Here is a 20,831-nt window from a genome sequence, read left to right as displayed (position 1 = left end):
GCTCGAACTGGCCGGCGGCGAACCGCTGCTGCTCGAACGTGAATCCGGCGACGGACGTCTGGCCGTGCTGGCCACCCATTTCCGCCCCGACGCCGGCGACTTTTCTCGCAGCCCGCTGGCGGTGCCCCTGCTGCAGCGGTTGTGCGCCTGGCTGGGTGGCGGGGCCGGGCGGGAAGGCGCCATCGACGTACTCGTGGGGCAGGAGATCCGCCTCAGCCCGCGCCTCGGCGCACCGCCAGCCGCGCTGGCCGATGCGGGCGCCCTGACCGTCGCGGGGCCGCTCGCCGGGGTGGCGCGCGCCGCGGAACTGGAGTGGCGCGCGGGGACCCCGGTCCTCGGGACCGGGCCGGCCGACCGGGCGGGTTTCGCAGTCTTCCTGTCCGGCGCCGACACCCTGGGTGTCGCCGCCGTGGTCGTGCCCGCGGCCGAAACGCTCGAACCGCGCGACGGCCCCGCCGGCTGGCGGCAACGCCTGGCGTTGCTGGGCATGCCGGTCGCCGCCGACCTGCCCGGCGCCGACCCGCTGCGCCTGGCCGATGCGCTGGGGGCGCAATCTGGCGCCCTGGGCCTTCCTCCTGGCGGCGGCCCTCCTGGCGCTCGAACTGGCCGTCGGCTCCGGCGCCGGGCGCGGGAACGCCGGCGGGAGTTGAAATCGGCGCGGAGTCAACTCATCTTGGTTCGGGGCCCGAGCCAACCATCCCAGCACCGGGTGACGCCATGTGGAACTATTCCGAGAAGGTCATGGACCACTTCCTCAACCCGCGCAACGTGGGTGAAGTGGCCGATGCCGACGGTGTCGGCGAAGTGGGTTCGATGGCTTGCGGCGACGCGCTGCGCCTGAGCTTCCGACTTGGCGAGGACGAACGCATCGCCGAAGCGAAGTTCCAGACCTTCGGCTGCGGCAGCGCCATCGCCTCGAGCAGCATCCTGACCGAGATGATCCGCGGCAAGACGCTCGAGGAAGCCTCGCGCGTGACCAACGAGGACATTGCCCGCGAACTCGACGGGCTGCCGCGCGAGAAGATGCACTGCTCGGTGATGGGCCGCGAAGCGCTCGAGGCCGCCATGCTCGACTACTATCGCCGGCAGGGGCGCGAAGTGCCGTGCCACCTGCTGGCGGGGACCACCCTGCTGTGCCACTGCTACCAGGTGACCAAGGAGACGGTGCGCGAGGCCATCGAGCGCCACGGTCTCGAATCGGTCGAGGATGTGACCGACCACACCAAGGCCGGCGGCGGCTGCGGCGACTGCCACCACGAGATCGCCGACCTGCTGCGCGAGTGCGCGGAACGCCGTACGGCAGCGGCATCGGCCCCCGCGGTGATCGGCACGCTCATCGAACTGGCCCCGCGGGCAACTCACACCCCGACCGGACCGGAGCACGACGCGGCCGACGCCGCGCTGGTTGCCCGCATTGCGGAGTTGATCGCGACGGAGATCGCGCCGGCCCTCAGGAACGACGGCGGCGACATCGAGTTCGTCCGCTACCGCGACCTGCGCGTGCACGTGCGCCTGACCGGCAACTGCGCCGCCTGCCGCTCGTCGGCCGTCACCATCTCCGGGCTGGTCGAGCCTCGCCTTCGCGAATTCGTCGATACCCGGTTGTCCGTCGTCGAAGTGGACCGCCGATGAACGCCGAAGCCCGTCCCCCGAGCCTGCTCGACGGCCTGCCGGCACGTCCGGAGACCGGCATCTATTTCGACAACAACGCAACGACGCCGGTGGCGCCTGAAGTGGTGCGCAAGATGGTGCCGCTGCTCACCGAGCACTACGGGAACCCCTCGAGCATGCACTCGTTCGGTGCGCGCGCCGGTGACGAGGTGGCCGAGGCCCGTCGCCGCGTCGCAGCCCTGCTGGGCGCTGCGCAACCCGGCGAGATCGTCTTCACCAGCGGCGGCTCGGAGAGCGACAACCTGGCCATTGTCGGCACGCTGCACGCGTATCCCGACAAACGGCATCTGGTGACGACCGAGGTGGAGCACCCGGCCGTGCTGGGCCTGTGCCGGGAACTGCAGAAGCGCCACGGCTACGACGTCACATTCCTGAAGGTCGACGGCAACGGGCGACTCGACCCCGCCGTGGTGGGTGCGGCGCTGCGGCCCGATACCGCGCTCGTCTCGGTGATGATGGCCAACAATGAAACCGGCGTCCTGTTCGATATCGACGCAATCGGCCGGATCGTCCGCACGCACGGGGCCGTCTTCCACGTGGACGGCGTGCAGGCGGTGGGCAAGCTGCCGCTCGACCTCGAGCATGCACCGGTAGACCTCTTCGCGATCTCGGGCCACAAGCTGCACGCAGCCAAGGGCGTCGGGGCCCTCTACGTGCGCCGGGGCACCAAGCTGCGCCCGCTGATCGTGGGCGGCCATCAGGAACGTGGCCGGCGCGCCGGCACCGAGAACGTGGCGGCGATCGCCGGCCTTGGCGTCGCCTGCGACCTGGCTGCGGCCGGTCTCGAGCACGAGAACGTCGAGGTGCGACGCCTGCGCGACCGGCTCGAACAGGGGCTGCTGGCGGCGATTCCCGACTGCCAGGCGAACGGTGACCCGGACTATCGCCTGCCGAATACGACCAACATCAGCTTTCGCTATATCGAAGGCGAGGGCATCCTCCTGCTGCTCGACCGTGTGGGTGTCGCCGCCAGCAGCGGTTCGGCCTGCACGAGCGGCAGCCTCGAGCCGTCACACGTGCTGCGGGCAATGGGCCTGCCGTTCACGCTGACGCACGGGTCGATCCGTTTCTCGTTGTCGCGCTACAACACGCAGGCCGAGGTCGACTACGTCATCGAGGTGCTGCCGCCCATCATCGAGCGCCTGCGCCTGATCACGCCGTTCAACGAGCAGAGGGCCACCTTCTGAGACAAGGGGACGCCCTCACGCGTCCGGAAGGAACATGACCGAGTCCTCACCACGGTCGCACGGCGGCCCGGGCGGCCTGTTGCACGCCGCCCTGCTGGACAAAGTGGCGGGCGAGGGCCTCGAGGCGGCCGTCGTCCGGCTGCGCTCTGCCCTGCAGGCTCCCGGCGACGGCCCGCTGCTCATCACCGGCCTGCGCGGTGGCGCCCAGGGCCTGATGCTGGCCGGTTGGCACGCCGCAAGCGGGCGGCCCGCCGTGGTCGTGGCGCCGGACCGCGAGGCGGCCGACCGCCTGGCGGACGACCTCGAAGTCTGGCTCGGGCCCGATATCGTGTGTCACCTGCCGCAGCCGGAAGTCCTCGCATTCGACCGCAATTCCCCCGACGCAGCCACGGCCGGCGACTTCCTGACGGGCCTGCACCGCCTGCGCACGCAACCGGGAGTCCTGGCGGTCACGTCGCTCGCGGCGCTGCGGCAGCGCGTGATGGCCCCGGGCACGCTGGAGAAGGCGGTCGTGCGCCTTCGTTGCGGGCAGCGCATCGACCCGGCGAAGCTGGGAGCGCACCTGGTGCAGGCCGGATACCGGCCGGCGGGGATGGTCGCCAAGATCGGCGACTTCGCGCGCCGCGGCGGCCTTCTGGATGTCTTCGCGCCGGGTGACCGTCCCCTGCGCATCGAGTTCTTCGACGACGAGATCGTCTCGCTCCGCCTGTTCGAGGTCGAGTCGCAGCGGACAATCGAGCGGACCGAGGAGGCCGTCGTCATCCCGGTCAGTCACCTCTGGCTGGACGACGATTCCGTGCTCGCGTGCCTGGCGCGCGCGGAGTCCGCCCTGGCCGCGCGACCGGAGGGACCGGACGCGGATGTGCTGGAGGACCTGCAGCGCCGCCTGGAGGATCGTCTCGCCGACGACGGCATCGAGAGCTTCCTGCCGTGGACCGGGCCCACGGCGACGCTCATCGACTACCTGCCCGAGGGCACGACCCTGTTCTGGTGCGACCCGGTGCGCCTGAACGAACAGTCGGTGCTTCTGGACGGCGAACTGCCGCGGTTGCGCGAGGGCCGCTTCGAGCGCGATCCCGTCCTGCCGGCCATCGACGAACTGGTGGAGCCATCGGCGCGCCTGGCCGTGCCGCGCCTGCGTCACGTGCAACTCGCCGAGTCCTGGATCGCGGGCGATGAAGCCGCCGTCTGGCTGGACCGCGCGCCGCGCACCATCGTCGATTTCCCGACCACCTCGCAGCAGCTGCGCGGCGGCAATGTCGCGGCGCTGCGGGCCGAGCTGGCCGTCCGCGAGGCGGCCGGCGAAACGGTGCTGCTTCTCTGCGACAACCGGGGCCAGGCCGAGCGCCTGGCCGACCTGCTCGACGAATCCGACGACGGGCCCGTGGCCACGCGACCGCTGGTGGGGGGCATTGCCGCGGGCTTCTCCTGGCCGGGCGCGCACCTGCACTGCCTGACAGATCACGAGTTCTTCGAGCGCTACCGCCGTCCCGTCCGGGCCCGGCATCGCAGCAGCGGTGTCGTCAAGGAGCGCGCCTCGCTGCGACCGGGCGAGTATGTCGTGCACCTCGAGTACGGCATCGGTTGCTACAAGGGCCTGCGCGTGATCACGGTCGAGGGCGTCGAACGCGAATGCCTGCTGCTGGAGTATGCCGAGGAAGGCAAGGTGTACGTCCCGGTCGAGAACATCGACCAGGTCGAGCGCTACAGCTCCGACCAGGGAGCGTCGCCGCCGCTGGCTCGCCTCGGCTCGGGCAGCTGGCTCAAGGTCAAGGGCAAGGCCAGCAAGGCCATCCGCGCCATGGCCGCCGAACTCATCGAACTCTATGCCGCGCGTCGGGCCAAGCCGGGCTTCGCCTTCCCGCCCGACGGCCACCTGCAGCGTGCGCTCGAGGACTCGTTCCTGTGGGACGAGACCCCGGACCAGCTGACGGCGATCAATGAAGTGAAGCACGACATGGAGTCTCCCGAGCCGATGGACCGCCTTGTCTGCGGCGATGTCGGGTTCGGCAAGACCGAGGTCGCCATCCGGGCCGCGTTCAAGGCCGTGGCCGCCGGCAAGCAGGTGGCCATCCTCTGCCCGACCACCCTCCTGGCGGCCCAGCACGGCGAGACGTTCAGCGAGCGGTTCCGCGACTTCCCGGTGAAGGTGGCCGTGCTGAATCGCTACCGGACGCCGGCCGAGCAGAAGGAAGTGCTGGCGGCGCTGGCGGCGGGGCGTCTCGACGTCCTCGTCGGCACGCATCGCCTGCTGTCCCGCGATGTCAAGTTCAAGGACCTCGGCCTGCTCGTGGTCGACGAGGAGCAGCGCTTCGGCGTGCGCCACAAGGAGCGCCTGAAGGAGATGAAGCGGCAGGTCGATGCGATCACGTTGAGCGCGACGCCGATCCCCCGCACGCTGTACCTGGCGCTGATGGGTGCGCGCGACATGTCGCTGATCAATACGCCGCCGCGAGATCGCCTGCCGATCCATACCGAGCTTTGCGCCTTCGACAAGCGTGTCCTGGTCGAAGCCATCCTGCGCGAGCTGCACCGGGGCGGCCAGGTGTTCTTCGTGCACAACCGCGTGCAGACCATCGAGGGCATGGCGCAGTTGATCCGGGAGCTGCTGCCGAACGTGCGCGTCGCCTGGGCCCACGGCCAGATGGAGGAGGAGAAGCTCGAGCGGATCATGACCAGTTTCCTGGCCCACGAGCTGGACGTTCTTGTCGCCACGTCGATCATCGAGTCGGGCCTCGACATGCCCCGCGTCAATACCATCATCATCGACCGGGCCGACCGCTTCGGGCTGGCGCAGCTCTACCAGCTGCGCGGGCGCGTGGGGCGCAGCAACCACCGCGCGTTCGCGTACCTCATGACCCCGCCCGGAGAACGGCTGACGGCGGAGGCGCGTCGGCGCCTGGCTGCCCTCGAGGAGTTCCAGGCCCTCGGCTCGGGCTACCACATCGCCATGCGCGACCTCGAGATCCGCGGCGCCGGCAACCTGCTCGGCGAGGAGCAGCACGGCCACATGGAGGCGATCGGCTTCGACCTCTACTGCCGGCTGCTCGAGGAAACTGTGGCGGAACTCCAGGGCGGCGGCGGTGTTGCTCCGCTGGAGGTGAAGGTCGAACTCAGGCTGGCTGCGTACCTGCCCGACGAATACGTGGGCGACCCGCAGCACAAGATGGACCTGTATCGCCGAGTGGCCCGGACGCGGCGTCCGGAGGCCTGCTACCGGTTGCGCGAGGAGTTCAAGGACCGCTACGGACCGCTGCCGGCGCCGGTTGACAACCTGCTGGCAATCCAGCGGTTGCGCATCCGGGCGGGTCGGCTCGGAATCGTCGAGGTTCGCGGTGGGCGGCAGGGATGCGACTTCTTTTTCGCTGGCGGAAGGGAACCGGCGCCGCCTATTATACAAGGCTTGATGGCGTCGGGGCCCAAGGGCCTGCAATTCAAGGCCGTGGACCAGCTGGTCATGAAGGTGCCCGCCCCTCGCGAGGAGCACCTTGCGGTCGCGGACGCCATGCTCGAGCGGCTGGCCGCCCTGCAGGGCGTCGGCCTCGAGGGCTGAGCCCCCGACATGCTTTTCCCAAACCGATGCTGTGCCCGTCCAAGGAGAGCCCATGCGTTCGTTGCGTATTCCCGCGTTCCGCCCGGCCCTGGTCCCGGCGGCGTGCCTGGTCTTCTGCGTCCTGCTTGTCGCCGGCTGCGGCGGCAAGGACAAGGCCCTGGCTCCGGATACCGTCCTGGCCAAGGTCGGCGACATGAAGATCACGGCCGACTACTACGAGAAGAAGCTCGGTCGGCTCAACCCGGTCGACCTTCCCCGCGACGACGACGGCAATTTCCTCGATACCGCCGAGCTGCCGGGCAAGCGCAAGTTCCTCGACACCGTCATCAACAAGAACGTGATGGTGACAGTCGCCAAGCAGCTCGGGTTCGACGCCGACCCCCAGGTCGACTACGCGCGCAAGACCCTCATTTCCTATGAGGCGGTCGCCGTGGCCCGCGAGCGCTTTGTCGACAAGCCCGCCTCCGAGGTCGATGAGGCCTTGATCCAGGCGTTCTACGAGAAGCTCGGGCTCTTCCGCAAGTGCCGCTACTTCATCACCAACACGCGGGAAGACGCCCTGCGCGGGCGCGAGAAGGCGCTGGCCGGCGCCGACTGGGAAGACCTCTGGCGGGAATTCCACGACGGCGTGCAGAACAGCACCGTGTCGTACAATATCGACATCCACTACGGCCGGTTCATCACCTCGTTCGAGGACCCCATTTTCGCCTGCAAGGTCGGCGACATCACCGAGCCGGTGCCCAGCACCTACGGTTGGTGGGTCCTGAAGGTCGACAGTGAAGAGCTGGGCAAGAAGCCCCCCCTGGAGGAAGCGCGGAAGACTATCACCGCCTCCATCATCAATCGCGCCCAGATGCGCCTCATCGACGGGTTCAAGGAAGGCGTCCGCACGAAGTACAAGATGTACCTCAACGAGGACGCACTGGTGAAGGCGTACGAGGGCCTGCCTCCTGACGAATCGATGTTCTATCCCGGGACGCAGGAGCAGGTCAAGCGCGAGGACCTGCAGCCGCTGCAGATCGACCCGGCCGACTACGAGATGGACTTCTACGGCTACGAGGTCAAGGGCGAGCCCCGGAAGTACACGCTGGGCGACTTCAAGGCCGCCTACGACCGCATGAGCGTTTTCGAGCGCCCGAAGTGGGGCGACATGCTCGGCGGCATCCGCCAGAAGATTACCGACGAGATCGACCGCGCGCTGCTCAATTTCGATGCCGAGGACCGCGGGCTCCACCAGGATCCCCAGGTGCTGGCCAAGGTTGACGAGAAGATCGAGGAAATGCTGGTCAGCAAGCTTTTCCAGGAGGGCGTGCATGCCGACAAGACGATCTCGCCGGCCGCGCTGGACTCGGCGTGGGCGCTGCTGAAGGGCGACTACAACCTGCCGGAGACGCGCTCGGGCAAGCGGATCATCTGCGCCGATGCGGCCCAGGCCTCCCTGGCCTACAAGGCCCTGCAGGCCGGCGACCCCTGGCGCAAGGTGCTCAATACCTACGGCTCCGATGATGCAGACAAGGCCGCCGGCGGGAGTGTCGGGCCGGTGCCGTCTTCGGCCGAAGGGCCGGAGCGCGACGCGCTCTTCGCGCTGCAGGCCGGCCAGTACGGCGCCCCCGGTGGCGCTTGCGGATGGCCGTCAGGCGATCTTCATGCTCGAGGACGTGGCGGCGCCCCGCGCGCAGGAGCTCGGCGAGGTCGCCGACATGATCGTCAAGCGCATCCAGAACAAGCGCGAGGAAATGGCTTTCCGCGCGGCACTGGATGGCTGGAAGAAGCAGGTCAAGATCGAGGTCTTCGAGGACCGTCTGGCCAGGACCCGCTCGTGGAAGGAACTGACCGATGCGGCGAAACCGACCGTTGCGGAAGCTGGCAAGTAGCGTCCTGGTGCTTGTGGCGATCGGCGCGGGGCCCCTTCGGGGCCTCGCGCAGGACGCCCCCGCGGTGCCTGTCCCCGATCCGGCTGCGGCCGGGGCTCCCGGTGCTCGTCGACCGGATCGTGGCGATCGTCGACGAGGAAGCGATCCTCCAGAGCGACCTCGAGCGCGAGTCCGAGCTCTACCGGCTCGAACGCCAGTATGCAGGCCAGATGGTCGAGGGAGATGCCGCGACCGTGCGGCGCGAGATGCTCGACAGGCTCATCGAAAGCAAACTGATCATCGCAGCCGCCAAGCAGGCGGACATGAGCGTCGACCAGGAGGCTATTTCGGGGAGCGTCGAGCAGAAGATCCAGCAGTTCGTGGAGCACTTCGGGAGCCTCGAAGCCCTTGAGCGCGAGTTGGCGCGCAGCGGCATGACGCTGGCCGACTACCGTGCCCGCATGGCGGCCCAGCTGCGCGACCAGCAGTACCTGCGCCTCGTCGTCGGCAAGTTCATCCGGCCGGACATCGAGGTCCTGGAGAACGAGGTGCGCGACTACTACAAGGCGCACCTGGCCGAGATGCCGGCTGAGCCCGACAGCCTCACGATTGCGGACATCCTGGTGGCGGTGCAGCCATCGGTGGACGCGCGCCGGCGCGTGCAGGAGAAGGTTGCCCGCATCCAGGCCGACCTCAAGGGCGGCATGTCGTTCGCCGATGCGGCGCGTCGCCATTCGGAGGATGCCGCCGCCGCGCGTGGCGGCGTGGTCGGCGTGGTCGGCAAGGACGACCTGTTCGACGCCGGCCTGTCCCGCGCCGTGTTCGCGCTTCCCGAAGGCCGGGTCAGTGAGCCCGTCGTCACCGCCCGCGGCGTGCACCTGATGCGCGTCGACGGCATCCAGGCGGACGGCCGGCGCGCCATCAGCCAGATCTTCCTGCCCATCAGCGCATCTGACGAAGACGTGGCGGCGGCCCGGGCCCAGGCCGAAGCTGCCCGCGCCCGCGTGCTCGCGGGCGAGGCCTTTGCGCTGGTGGCTTCGGAGATGAGCGCCGATGCCGCATCTGCCCGCGTGGGCGGCGTCCTCGGCACGTTCCGCCTCGAGGACCTCAGCGAGACGTTCCAGGCGGCCCTTGCCGACCTGCAGGAGGGCTCCGTCAGTGAACCGGTGCTCACGCCCGCAGGCTGGTACGTGTTCAAGGTCCTGGCCCGCAAGGCCGGGCACATGTACACCTACGATGAGCTTTCCGAGCAGCTGCACCAGGCCGTGGAATCGCAGAAGATCGAGGCCAAGCTGGCGGACTACGTGAAGGAACTGCGCAAGCGGTTCTTCATCGACGAGAAGGGCTGAGCGACGCCGCCCCTGCGGTGAACCGGTCCTCGAGCCAGCTTTCGAGCCACGGAAACGCGCCGGCCAGTGTGCCGGCGCGTTCCGTGAAGGACTCGCACAGCGCGGCGTTTCCGGAAGCCCACAGGGCCTGCAGCCAGGACCGCAGTTGCCGCCCGGCAGCTTCGAGGTCTGTCCCGATGTCCGCGTCGCGCCCGATCCCGAGGGCCAGCGCCAGCACCAGGATGCCGGGTCCGTCTGCGGACCGTGGCGGCGCCGATTCCAGGAGGGTCAGCGCATCCTGCGGCCGTCCCGCCGTGAGCAGCGACTGCGCCAATGGGGTCGTGGAGTCCGGATGACGTCGCGCATGCGCCGTGGCGAAGGCCATCGCCGCGGCGGGCGGCTGGAACGACACTGCCGCCAGCAGCGCCTCGGCGTCGTGGGGGACGTCGGTCGCCGCCTGCAGCGCCAGCGCCGTGGCGGCGGCGACATCGCCGCGCCGGGCAGCCAGCCGGCACAGGCCCAGCAGCGGGCGCGACGGCGGCAGCGGTGCGTAGCCGTTCGTCGGTGAAGCGACGCTGGCCAGGCAGGACCGGAACGCTGCTTCGGCGTCGCTGCCGCGGCCGGCTTCCTCGAGAAGGATGCCCCGCCTGAGGTGCCAGGCGGGTCCGCACTCCACCCGCCGGGCCTGTCCATCCAGCCAGGCCAGCGCCTTGAGCGGCGGTCCCGCCAGGGACTGGGCGATGAGCGCCGCCAGGTCGCCGCTCCAGTGGCGCCCTTCGAGCTGGGCGTGCGTCGCGGATTCCAGGGCCTTCCTCGCCGGTCCGGCTTCGGCAGCAAAGAGCTCGCGGTCATCCCAGAAGCGGGCGAGCTCCAGCAGCTTGAAGCGGCAGTAGAGGTCGCCGGGGTCGTCGGCCAGCGCAGCGTGCAGCAGGCGCACGTCGCGGGCCTTCTTGTCGCGGGCGGCGGCGGTCGCGCGCACGTATCCCAGGTGGTCGACACCGCCCGGCAGGTGCCGCATCTCCAGCCCCTGGCGCGGGAGCCAGGCAGCGACATCGTCGGCCACATCCTCGTGGATGCGATGGCGGAAGCGGATCTCCGGCACATTGCGGAAGCAGCGCAGCAGGCGCGACTCGCGACGCCCGCCTTCCGGCAGCTCATTGCGCATCACGATCGTGGCGGCGCCGGCGGTGCGGTCGGCGCGAACCATCCGGCGCAGCGCCGACGCCAGTTCCCGGTCCACGCGTTCGTCTGCATCGAGGCAGATGACCCAGCGTCCCTTCGCTGCCGCCAGCGAGGCGTTGCGGGCGGCGGCAAAGTCGTCACACCACGGGAAATCGACCACCTGCCCGCCGGCGGCGCGGACCAGGTCCGCCGAACCGTCGCGCGAGCCGGTATCGGCAACGACCAGCTCGTCCCAGAGCCCAGCCACCGCTGACAGGAATCCGGGCAGCATGGTGGCCTCGTCGCGCACGATCATGCACAGGCTCAAGTGGCAATCGGACATGGGATTCCCTTCGCGCGACGGCCACCCGGGCGCCGGCGTTCCCGAGCTTTGGGCACGGAACCTGCAAAAACGGAGCCTGAATGGAGCCGGAGGCCCAAGCAGGGCTTCCTGTCTTCGCGCCCACGTCCATCCGGGGAGATGCCCTTGGCCAGCCGCCGTCCGGACCAGGCCGCCAGCGATGCGAGCGGACAGCTCGACCCGCGAGCGATCATCGGTTTCCACCATGTCGACCTGCAGTACCACGACCAGATGGCGCTGGCCAACGTGTCGTTCTCGGTCGCCAACGGTGAGTTCGTCTGCCTGACCGGGCCCAGCGGCGCCGGCAAGAGCAGCATCCTGCGCCTCATTGCCATGGACGCGTTCCCGACGAAGGGGCAGGTCATCGTTCGCGGCATGCCGGCGACGCGCATGAACCGCGGCCGCATCCCGCAACTGCGCCGCGAGATCGGCTTCGTCTTCCAGGACTTCCGGCTGCTCGAGGACCGCAGCGTGGAGGAGAACGTGGCCTTCGCGCAGCTGGTCGTCGGCCAGCCGCACAAACTCATCGTGCAGAACGTGATGCGCGTGCTGACGCAGGTCGGCCTCTACGACAAGCGGCACCGCCTGCCGCGTCAGCTTTCGGGCGGCGAACAGCAGCGCGTGGCCATCGCCCGCGCCATGGTCAACAGTCCCAAGATCCTGCTGGCCGACGAGCCCACCGGCAACCTGGACCCGGTCACGGCGCAGGAGATCATCGACCTGCTGTTCCGGGTCAACGACGCGGGCACCTGCGTGATCTTCTCGACGCACGACCACGAGATCGTCAAGACGTTCGGCCAGCGCGTGCTGGTCGTCGACGGCGGCAGGCTGGTTTCGGACGAGCGGCGCCGCGTGCCCATCGACCGTTCGGCCAGCCTGGTCGACAACATGTACCGCGCCCCGGAATCGTCCCGGGAGCCGGCAGCGCGCGCCCCGCGCAAGGAGCCGGTCCATGCTTAACCGAGCCCAGTTGAACTACCTTGCCAGCGAATCGTTTGCCGGGTTCCGGCGGCGGAAGCTGACCACCGGTGTCACGATCCTGATCATGGCCTCGGCCCTTCTGGTGCTCGCGGCCCTGACGCTGGTGACCCTCAACCTCGGGACCCTGCTCGAAACGGCCCGCGGAGGGCTTGACCTGCGCGTGTACCTGCGCGACGACATGCCGCCCGAACGGCTGGCCGAGCTGCGGCCGCGCCTGCTGACCATCCCCGGCGTGGAACAGGTGCAGTGGATCGATTCCGAGGCGGCGCTCACCGAGTTCCGCCAGCAGCTGGGCGAGGACGCCCCGTTGCTCGAACTGCTCGACCGCAATCCGCTGCCTTCGTCCTACCACGTCACGTTCACTGCCGGTGCCCGCGACCCGGAATCGGTGCGTGCCATCCGCGACGAGATCGTAAGGTGGGAGGAGGTCAGCGAGATCCTGTTCAACCAGGACTGGGTCGAGGCCCTCGAGCGCTGGACCTTCCGCTTCCAGATGGCCTCGCTCGTCGTCGGCATGCTGGTGTTCCTGGCGGCCATCTTCGTGATCTCCAATACGGTCAAGCTGACCATCGCCTCCAGTTCACGCATCATCCAGATCCAGAAGCTGGTGGGGGCGACGAACGCCTTCATCCGCACGCCGTTCCTGTGCGAGGGAGTGGTGCAGGGACTGCTGGCCGGGCTGCTCGCGATGGGTCTGCTCTTCGTGGCGGGCCGGATCCTCGGCGCCAGCCTGAACGGCCTGGTCTTCTTCACCGCCGCGCAGACGATGGGCTTCGTCGCCTTCTGCGTCCTGCTCGGCCTGGCCGGCAGCTGGGCGGCCATGCGCAAGTACCTGACCCTGCGGAGCGACATCTGATGCGCCAAAGACCGCTCATCCGCGCCGGATTGGCGACGCTCGGCCTGCTGCTGTTCCTGGTCGCGGTGAGCCCCGGCTGGGCACAGGAGGAACCTGCAACCGCCGTGGCGCCGGCCGGCCCGAAGGACAACACCGTCGAGCTCCAGAAGGTGCGCGCCGAGATCAAGCGCCAGCAGGACCTGATCCGCAGCCTGAATGCGCAGGCAGCCGACGCGCGTCGCGACCACGAGGCCATCGCGCAGGAGATCGAAGCCACACAGCGCCTGATGGGCGGCATGGTTCGCAAGGAGTCGCTGCTGCTGTCCGAAAGCCGGCGTCTCGAAGCGGAACTCGCGAGTCGCGTTGATACCTACGAAGGGCGACGGTTGGCCCTGTCGCGAAGCCTGCGCCGGATGTACGTGCGCGGGCAGCGCAACGAACTGGAAATGATCCTCACGGCGGGCAGCTTTTCCGAGCTGATGTCGAGCGTGAAGCTCGAGCGCACGCTGGCCCGGCTCAACGCCGGGCTCGTGGAGAGGACGCGGCGCGAGGGGCAGGTCGTGGTGCAGGAGCGACGGGACCTCGAGGCGGCCCTGACCGAGATCCGCCAGGTACGCGAGGAGAGCGAGCAGCAGACGTCGCGCCTCCAGGGCCTTCAGGCCGAGCAGGTGGCCTCGCTGCGGCAGCTGGACGACCGGCGCCGGGGCGTCAACAACCGGCTCCTCGAACTGTCGCTCAACGAGCAGAAGCTCAATAATGTCCTGGATGACCTGGAAGACCGCCGGCGGTTGTCGCCGCCGCCGGTCATCACCGGGCAGACCGAGCCGCTGGCCCAGATGGCCGGGCGGCTGGAGTGGCCCGTGCGCGGCGACGTGCTGCGTGCCTTCGGGCGTTCGGTGCACCCGCGCTTCAAGACCGTCACGCTGAACAACGGCATCAATATCAGTGCGGTGGTCGGGGCCCCGGTCGCCGCCGTGGGCGCCGGTTCGGTCGAGTTCAGCGATCATTTGCCCGGGTTCGGACGATGCGTTATTCTGGACCACGGCGAGGGGTATTACACGCTCTACGCCTATCTCAACGGGGTTTTCGTCGCGCGTGGCGCCCAGGTGGCGCAGGGTCAGGTGATCGCCGAGGTCGGCGGCCCGGGCGGCGGCGATCCACCCCAGCTGTACTTCGAGGTCCGGCACGGCCGCACGCCCCTGGATCCTGCGGACTGGCTGCGCTCCCGCTGAGCGCCGTCCGCCGGGGACGAGGAGTGGGGCCGGCCCGGAGCCCTGCCGAGCCCGGGGAGTCCGCGTGCCGACCACACCATTCGTCGCCCGACCCGGAGATCCTGGCCCGCCTGCTCAAGCTGCGGGACCGCGATCGACTGGCGCAGCCGCTGCTGCTGGTCGGACCCGAAGGATCGGGCAAGGAGGGCACCGCGCTCGAGTTCGCCCGCCTGCTCAACTGCCGCGGCCCGGAAGCCTGCCGCGACGGCGCGCCCTGCGAAAGCTGCGCCAAGGCTGCGAGCTTCCAGCACCCGGACATCCGCTGGATCGGGCCGGCGCCCGCGACGCTGTCCGACGCCGACATCCGCGAGCTCATGGAGCAGAAGCTGGCCCAGCCGTTCGCCCGCGGCGCCGAGTCGGCGACGGCACAGGTCAACATCGGCGATCCCGAGAATCCCGGCGCGCTGAGCATCCGGTCGCTGATCCGCTTCCTGCGGGTGCGCGCCTTCCAGGGGCCCTGGAAGGTGGCGATCGTGGGCGATGCGCACCGCCTGAACGCCTCAGCGGCCAACGCCTTCCTCAAGACGCTCGAGGAGCCACCGGCCGAGACCGTCATCATCCTGACGAGCACAGGCACCGAGGGGATGCTGCCGACGATCCTCTCGCGCTGCCAGAAGGTGCGGTTCGACCCCTGGCCTGCCGCCGAACTGGCGGCGCAACTGGAAGCCGGTGGCGGGGTGGCTGCGGAGCCTGCCCGGTGGGCGGCGCGCCTGGCGCAGGGCAACGCACGCCTGGCCTGGGACCTGTTGCAGCCGGAATCGCGCGCGCTTGCCGAATGGGCCGGCCTGCTCTTCGGCTGGATCGCCGATGGCGCGCGCGGCCGGGCTGCGATCGCCGCCGACGAACTTCATCGGGGAGCCTACTCGCACGACGTCGAGGCGCCGCCGGCCCGGCGCGGAGCGGGGGGCGAGCAGGGCGCCGGCGAACGACGTGCCCGCGCCATACGCTTGTGTGAACTGCTGAACCTCCACTACAGTGACGCCCTCGTCTGCCGCGAGGCGGGCGAACAGTGGCAACCGCGGTTCCCCGCGGCGGCAACGGTGGTCCAGCGCGTTGCCGCGCAGAGATCCACCGCGGCGTTACTCGACGACATGGCCCGCATCGACGCGGCCGCCGGCGACATCGATCGCAACCTCAACATCGGCCTTGTCATGGCCGTGTTGTTCGAAGGGCTGCAAGCGCATGGCCGATACGAACCGGCAGCAGGATAACGCGCCGAGCGCCCGGAAGCGTTCCCGCGCGCCCATCGCCGGCCGCCCGGTGGATGCGCCTGCCCCGGCGCCCCCCGCCGAGGGGGAGTCGCTGGTGCTGCTCCAGTTCAAGGGCCGCCGCAAGGGCTACTACCACAACCGGCTCGGGGTGGAGCTCAAGGTCGGCGACCACTGTCTTGTCGAGGCCGATCGTGGTCGCGACCTCGGCCTGGTGCTGTACATCGGTCCGGGCCGCCCGGACTGGTGGGCCGTTGCGCAGTGGCAGGGAGTGCTGGAGCTGGCCGGCGAGGATGACCTCGAACGTCGGGCGTCCAATCGCGAAGAGGAAGCCGCGATGTGGGATGTCTGCCGCGAGCGCATCGGTCGTCGTGGCCTGGACATGAACCTCGTCTCGGTCGAGCGCCAGCACGACGGCCGCAAGGTCACCTTCTATTTCACGGCCGAAGGCCGCGTCGATTTCCGCGACCTGGTCCGCGACCTGGCGGCGGTATTCCGCGCGCGGATCGAGTTGCGCCAGATCGGCGTTCGCGACGAGACCCGTCTGCAGGGCGGGCTTGCGATGTGCGGCCGCGAATACTGCTGTTCCGGCTTCCTCCACGAGTTCGTACCCGTGACGTTGAAGATGGCCAAGACGCAGCAGTTGCCGCTCAACCCGGCGAAGCTCTCGGGCCCCTGTGGCCGCCTGCGCTGCTGCCTCGCCTTCGAGGACGACCACTACCGCGAGGCGCGTGGCCGTCTGCCCCGGACCGGTACGATCGTCGAGACCCCCGACGGCCCGGCGATGGTCCGCCAGATCGACCTGCTGTGTGAAACGGTGACGGTCGACGGGCGGGAGCCCGGAAGCCTGGTCGCCTGGCCGGCCGATCGCCTGCGCTGGGATCGCGCGCAGGCGGCGGGTACCGCGCGTGGTACGAAGTCGGGCGGTGGCGGCTGCCACGGCGGCGGCTGTCCCGACGGCGGCTGTGATGGCGGCGGCAGGCATGATGGCGGCGGGGGCGCCGCGTGATCGACAGCCACGTCCACCTGAATCGCCACGAGTTTGCCGGCGCCGGCCTGGAGGTCGCGGCGCGCGCGCGCCTGGCCGGGGTGGGGGGCTTCCTCAACGTGGGGTACGACCCGGCGTCGAGCCGCGAGTCGATCGCCCTGGCGGAGGCGGCGGCCGACATCTGGGCAACCGTCGGCGTGCATCCGCACGACGCGCTGCTGCTCGCCGACGAGCAGGGGCGTCTCACGAAGGCAGGCCGCAAGTGCCTCGAAGGGCTGGAGGAGCTCGCCCGCCACCCGCGGGTGGTTGCGATCGGCGAGATCGGGCTCGACTACTTCCGGGACCTGTCGCCGCGACCGGCGCAGCGGGCGGCGCTGGCGGCCCAGCTGGAGCTGGCGGCGCGGCTGGACAAACCGGTGGTCTTCCATGTGCGGGATGCCTGGCCTGAACTGATGGCCTTCATCGACGAGGTCGGGTTGCCGCCGCGGCGCGGGGTGCTGCACTCCTTCAGCGGCGACGCCGCCGTGGTCGACTGGGCGCTGGCGCGGGGGCTGAAGCTGGGGATCGGCGGCGTCGTGACCTACAAGCAGTCGACGCTGCCGGCGCAGGTGGCACTGGCCGGCCCCGACCACCTCCTGCTCGAGACCGATGCGCCGTGGCTGCCGCCCGTGCCCCACCGTGGCGAACGCAACGAACCCGCCCGGCTGGGCCTGGTGCTTGACAAGGTGGCCGGGATCTTGCAAATGGAACCCGGCGAGGTCGAACGGCGCACGGATGCGTCGTTTGCCGCGTTGTTCCTGGAGCGGAAGGCCGGTTTGCCATGACCCGCAGCCAGCAGGACCTGCTGCGGCACTACGGTATCCGGCCCGTCAAGCGGCGCGGCCAGAACTTCCTGCTCGACGGCAACCTGGCGCGTTCGATTGCCGGCGATGTGCTGGCGCTGGGCGACGAGGTGCTGGAGCTGGGCGCCGGCGGCGGCGCCTTGACGGTGCACCTGCTGGCCGGTGCGCGCAGCCTGGCCTGTGTCGAGGTCGACCGCGAGCTCTACGCGTTGCTGCAGAACGAGTTCGGACAGATGCCCGGCTTCCGGGCCATCCTGGGCGACCTGACCCGGCTCGACTGGGAGGAAGCCCTCACGGCGGCCGGCGCGCGACCTGTCATCGCCGGCAACCTGCCGTACGTGTTGACGAGCCTGGTCCTGTTCGCGGCTGCGGAGTACCGCGAGCGCATCGCGGGGGCCGTGTTCATGATCCAGAAGGAAGTCGCCGAGCGCCTGACCGCGACGCCGGGCGGCCGCGACTACGGGGTGTTGTCGGTGGTGCTCGGCTCGGTGTTCTCGATCCGGCTGGTGCGCACCGTGCCGGCCAGCGTGTTCTGGCCGCGGCCCCAGGTGCAGTCGGCCGTGGTCAGCCTGACCCCGGCAGGGGACATGTCCGCGGCCGAGTTCGCACACTTTCGCGAGGTCGTGAAGAAGGTCTTCGGTCAGCGGCGCAAGAAGGTCGCTTCGCAGCTGCGAACCCAGTTCGGGCTCGATCCCGCCGCGGCCGAGGCACTGGCGGTGGCCGCGGGCATCGACCCGGAATCTCGCCCGGAGCAGGTCGCGCCCGACGGTTACCGCCGTCTGGCCCGGCTCCTGGAACGGAAGGACGTGGGTGGATGAGGGCAACCAGGATGTCGGGCTTCGGCCAGCAGGCGGCGCGAACCGCACGGCGGAAGTTGCCGGCGTTCCTGCTGGCAGCCGTGCTGGCGGTGGTGCTGGCGGCCTTGCCGGCTGTATCGGTCCGGGCCCAGGACGACGGCGGCCAGGATCCGGCGGATGAGGCGGCGGCGCCGGCCAAGCCCAGCGCCCTGGAGGAGGCCCTGAAACAGGCCCAGGAGCAGCAGGCCGAGGATCCCGACGCAGCGGCCGGGGCTCCGGTCACGCCGGCTCTGCCCGGCTACCTGCAGAGCCTCACCTTCGAGCCCAAGGCCGGCGTCAGGGCCAACGTCAGCCTGTTCACCTACTACGCGGACTGGACGACCCAGGCGAAGTTCCTGCAGGATGCCAACGCGACACAGACCCTGAACTGGAGCTGGGACGAGTACCGCAAGCAGGACAAGACGGTGGAGAACCGCAAGGGCTCGCTCACCTACGGATTCGGCCGGCAACTGCCCCTGACGACGTCCATCGACGGCAACTGGAACTGGAGCGAGGACCGCACCACCAACACGGCCGGCTACGCCAACCTCTACAAGGTCGACAACAAGCTGGTCAACCTCAACGCGTCGAACCACAAGTTCAGCGGGCTCGGCCTGCTGAACTCGGTGAAGCTGACGGCGAACTACACCGACCAGGCCAGCCTGAACCAGAACCAGCGGAGCGACTTCCGCGAAGGCACCGCCGGCGGCAACTACCAGAGCGGCTGGGCCCCGGCGCCCGGCGTGATCGTCGTCGGCCGTGTCGGCGGCACCGCCACGGGCGGCACGCGCCTGCTGGCCGGCTTCACCAGCCCGTCCTCGGCGTCGAGCGACAGCGTGGGTATCGGCGTCTACGTCAACCGCGGGCTCGGCAAGGGATTCGTCCAGCTGACACGCAGCAACTTCGAGAAGAAGTACCTGGAGTTCCGTCGCAATGCGAACGGCCTGATCGATACGGTAGGTATCCCCGACGACGAGAAGGTCGTCAAGGAACTGGAAACCAAGGATGCGCTGACCCTCGACCTGGAACATGCGATGCAATTGGGGAGGTTCCGGACCCTCATCAAGGCTTCGCACATGACCGATGACCAGGACCTCGCCGTGGGCGTGTCGGGACTCAAGGAGCGCTCGGCCGACACCAGCGACCTCACGCTCAGCTACGACGCCGGACGGGACTCGGTGGCGGTGGTTTACGGTTACAAGTGGCGGTGGGACGACCAGCGGATCAAGGACGCCACGGCCAGGCGTGGCCGGCAGTACCAGCGCGAGCGTGACTTCCTGACCAGCTGGTACCACACCCTGTTCAAGGACACGCGATTGACCGTCCAGTTGCACGAGCAGCTGACGCAGGACATCGCCGAGAAGCGCTTCAACGAGAACGACAAGGATCGCCTGCAGCGCGATGTCTCGGGCCGCGTCGAGCGGACCTGGCCGAGTCGCTTCCGCGCCTCGATGGTCTTCAGCTGGCGCCAGGCGCAGGACGTCTCCATTCGCGGCGGCAGTTCGGCCAACAACAACGTGAAGGACTCCTACGAACTGGCGCCGGGCTACACCTGGTATTTGGCGCCGTGGTTCACGCTCGACCAGAGCTATCGGCTCTATATCCAGTACACCGACTACCTCTACTCGTACCTCGAAAGCGTGACGCGCGAGGACGACTACAACAAGCGCGGCGACCTCACGACCAAGGTCACGTTCATCCCGAACGAGCGGCTGACGGTCACCGTCCGCCACGATTTCAACAAGCGCTTCAACGCCACCAAGGGCACAGAGGATGCGGCGGGGCGCGACTTCTACAACCGCAACCTCGAACAGGACATCTCCAGGATCGACCTGGATCTGGTCTACAAGGCGGCGCCCGGCGTCACGCTCGAGGCGACGACGTATCGCACGCGTGACGACAAGACACAGCTGGGCCGCACCACGACCGAGACGCGCACCGATTCGGGCGAGTTGATCGTCGGCGGGCGCATCGAGCGCTTCTGGGGCGCCAAGAAGGAGATCCAGGTTTCCGCGATGGTCAAGAAGATCAACGCCTACGGGCCGAGCATCACGGCCTCGAGTTCGGACTACTGGGAGGCGGACGTATGGCTCAAGTGGCTGTTCTGACCGGTGCGCGGCGAGGCCGCGGGTCCCTGCAGCGCCGGCTGTCGGCCGTCCTCGCGCTGGTGGCCGCGGTTGGCTTGCTGGGCGGCTGCCTGTTCGAGCCGCGGCCCGCCGAGCCGCCGGAGACCGGCAGCATCGTGCGCTACCAGGAACAGATCACGCCGGAGAATACGTGGGACAATCTCGAGACTTCGCTCGAGGCCTCGCACGCGCCGGGCTGGGAAGCGGCGATCAGTTCCACGAGCTTCCTCTACATCCCCGACTCCGCGGCGGAGAACCAGTTTCCCGGCGTGTTCACCGACTGGGGGCGTGATCGCGAGCTCGCGTTCATCAACGCCCTTTACAACTCCGACGTGACCATCACCGCGCGCATGCGCAACCTCGAGTTCACCGTGCCACCTTCCTCGGGCGGCATCTCGATCTGGGAGAACGTGATCTACGACGTCACCGTGACCAGCGGTGTCGACAACTCGTCGATCCGTTATCGCGGATCGGCCATTATCACGTTTACGCTCGAGGGCAATTTTTGGTATATTACAGAGTGGCGCGACCAGCAGGGGGAAAGCGACCCTGACACGGAACAGCTGCTGTCGACGCTGGGGGTGTTGCGGGGCAATTTTGCTAGCAAATAATCTGTCAATATGCTAAAAT

At 69.0% G+C, this 20,831-nt stretch carries 14 protein-coding genes; 13 read left to right on the top strand and 1 reads right to left on the bottom strand.

The window, feature by feature from the left end:
• Positions 1–717: 717 nt before the first annotated feature.
• Genes nifU through IPG61_12880 form a run of 4 tightly spaced genes read left to right on the top strand, consistent with a single transcriptional unit; the run spans position 718 to position 9,613 of the window.
• The gene (gene nifU, locus IPG61_12895) at positions 718–1,632 is read left to right on the top strand and encodes a Fe-S cluster assembly protein NifU (protein MBK6734953.1); all 915 of its coding nucleotides are present in this window, start codon (positions 718–720) and stop codon (positions 1,630–1,632) included.
• Positions 1,629–2,858, top strand: coding sequence for a cysteine desulfurase NifS (gene nifS / locus IPG61_12890; GenBank protein ID MBK6734952.1), 1,230 nt, complete (start codon positions 1,629–1,631; stop codon positions 2,856–2,858). The genes nifU and nifS overlap by 4 nt, the downstream gene beginning before the upstream one ends.
• A gap of 34 nt (positions 2,859–2,892) precedes the next feature.
• The gene (mfd, locus tag IPG61_12885) at positions 2,893–6,411 is read left to right on the top strand and encodes a transcription-repair coupling factor (GenBank protein ID MBK6734951.1); all 3,519 of its coding nucleotides are present in this window, start codon (positions 2,893–2,895) and stop codon (positions 6,409–6,411) included.
• A gap of 52 nt (positions 6,412–6,463) precedes the next feature.
• Positions 6,464–9,613 carry a peptidylprolyl isomerase gene (locus IPG61_12880; GenBank protein MBK6734950.1) on the top strand — a complete coding sequence of 1,050 codons (3,150 nt, stop codon included), beginning with the start codon at positions 6,464–6,466 and terminating at the stop codon, positions 9,611–9,613.
• On the opposite strand, the gene IPG61_12875 is transcribed toward IPG61_12880, so the two are convergent.
• Positions 9,594–11,096, bottom strand: coding sequence for a glycosyltransferase (locus IPG61_12875; protein ID MBK6734949.1), 1,503 nt, complete (start codon positions 11,094–11,096; stop codon positions 9,594–9,596). The genes IPG61_12880 and IPG61_12875 overlap by 20 nt on opposite strands.
• Positions 11,097–11,234: 138 nt before the next feature.
• Here IPG61_12875 and IPG61_12870 point away from each other — a divergent pair, with 138 nt between their 5' ends.
• From IPG61_12870 to IPG61_12830, 9 genes are read left to right on the top strand one after another with little or no spacing between them, the layout of a single operon-like run.
• A complete protein-coding gene (locus tag IPG61_12870; GenBank protein ID MBK6734948.1) occupies positions 11,235–12,074 on the top strand; it encodes an ATP-binding cassette domain-containing protein in 840 nt (279 codons plus the stop codon).
• Positions 12,067–12,951 (top strand): ABC transporter permease, encoded by an 885-nt coding sequence (locus IPG61_12865; protein MBK6734947.1) that lies wholly within the window; start codon positions 12,067–12,069, stop codon positions 12,949–12,951. The genes IPG61_12870 and IPG61_12865 overlap by 8 nt, the downstream gene beginning before the upstream one ends.
• Positions 12,951–14,162 (top strand): peptidoglycan DD-metalloendopeptidase family protein, encoded by a 1,212-nt coding sequence (locus tag IPG61_12860; protein ID MBK6734946.1) that lies wholly within the window; start codon positions 12,951–12,953, stop codon positions 14,160–14,162. The genes IPG61_12865 and IPG61_12860 overlap by 1 nt, the downstream gene beginning before the upstream one ends.
• Before the next feature lie 23 nt (positions 14,163–14,185).
• Positions 14,186–15,412 carry a hypothetical protein gene (locus IPG61_12855; GenBank protein ID MBK6734945.1) on the top strand — a complete coding sequence of 409 codons (1,227 nt, stop codon included), beginning with the start codon at positions 14,186–14,188 and terminating at the stop codon, positions 15,410–15,412.
• Complete coding sequence (locus IPG61_12850) at positions 15,384–16,418, top strand: stage 0 sporulation protein (protein ID MBK6734944.1); 1,035 nt, start codon at positions 15,384–15,386, stop codon at positions 16,416–16,418. The genes IPG61_12855 and IPG61_12850 overlap by 29 nt, the downstream gene beginning before the upstream one ends.
• Complete coding sequence (locus IPG61_12845) at positions 16,415–17,221, top strand: TatD family hydrolase (GenBank protein ID MBK6734943.1); 807 nt, start codon at positions 16,415–16,417, stop codon at positions 17,219–17,221. The genes IPG61_12850 and IPG61_12845 overlap by 4 nt, the downstream gene beginning before the upstream one ends.
• Entirely contained in the window at positions 17,218–18,057 is an 840-nt protein-coding gene (gene rsmA, locus IPG61_12840; GenBank protein MBK6734942.1) for a ribosomal RNA small subunit methyltransferase A, read from the top strand. The genes IPG61_12845 and rsmA overlap by 4 nt, the downstream gene beginning before the upstream one ends.
• Positions 18,054–20,183 carry a hypothetical protein gene (locus IPG61_12835; protein ID MBK6734941.1) on the top strand — a complete coding sequence of 710 codons (2,130 nt, stop codon included), beginning with the start codon at positions 18,054–18,056 and terminating at the stop codon, positions 20,181–20,183. Before rsmA ends, IPG61_12835 begins: the two co-directional genes overlap by 4 nt.
• Entirely contained in the window at positions 20,162–20,812 is a 651-nt protein-coding gene (locus tag IPG61_12830; GenBank protein MBK6734940.1) for a hypothetical protein, read from the top strand. Before IPG61_12835 ends, IPG61_12830 begins: the two co-directional genes overlap by 22 nt.
• The last annotated feature ends 19 nt before the right edge of the window (positions 20,813–20,831 follow it).

The organism is bacterium (assembly GCA_016703265.1).
In the GTDB taxonomy this organism is placed as follows: Bacteria; Krumholzibacteriota; Krumholzibacteriia; order LZORAL124-64-63; family LZORAL124-64-63; genus CAINDZ01.
This window is presented reverse-complemented; position numbering and strand designations above follow the sequence as displayed.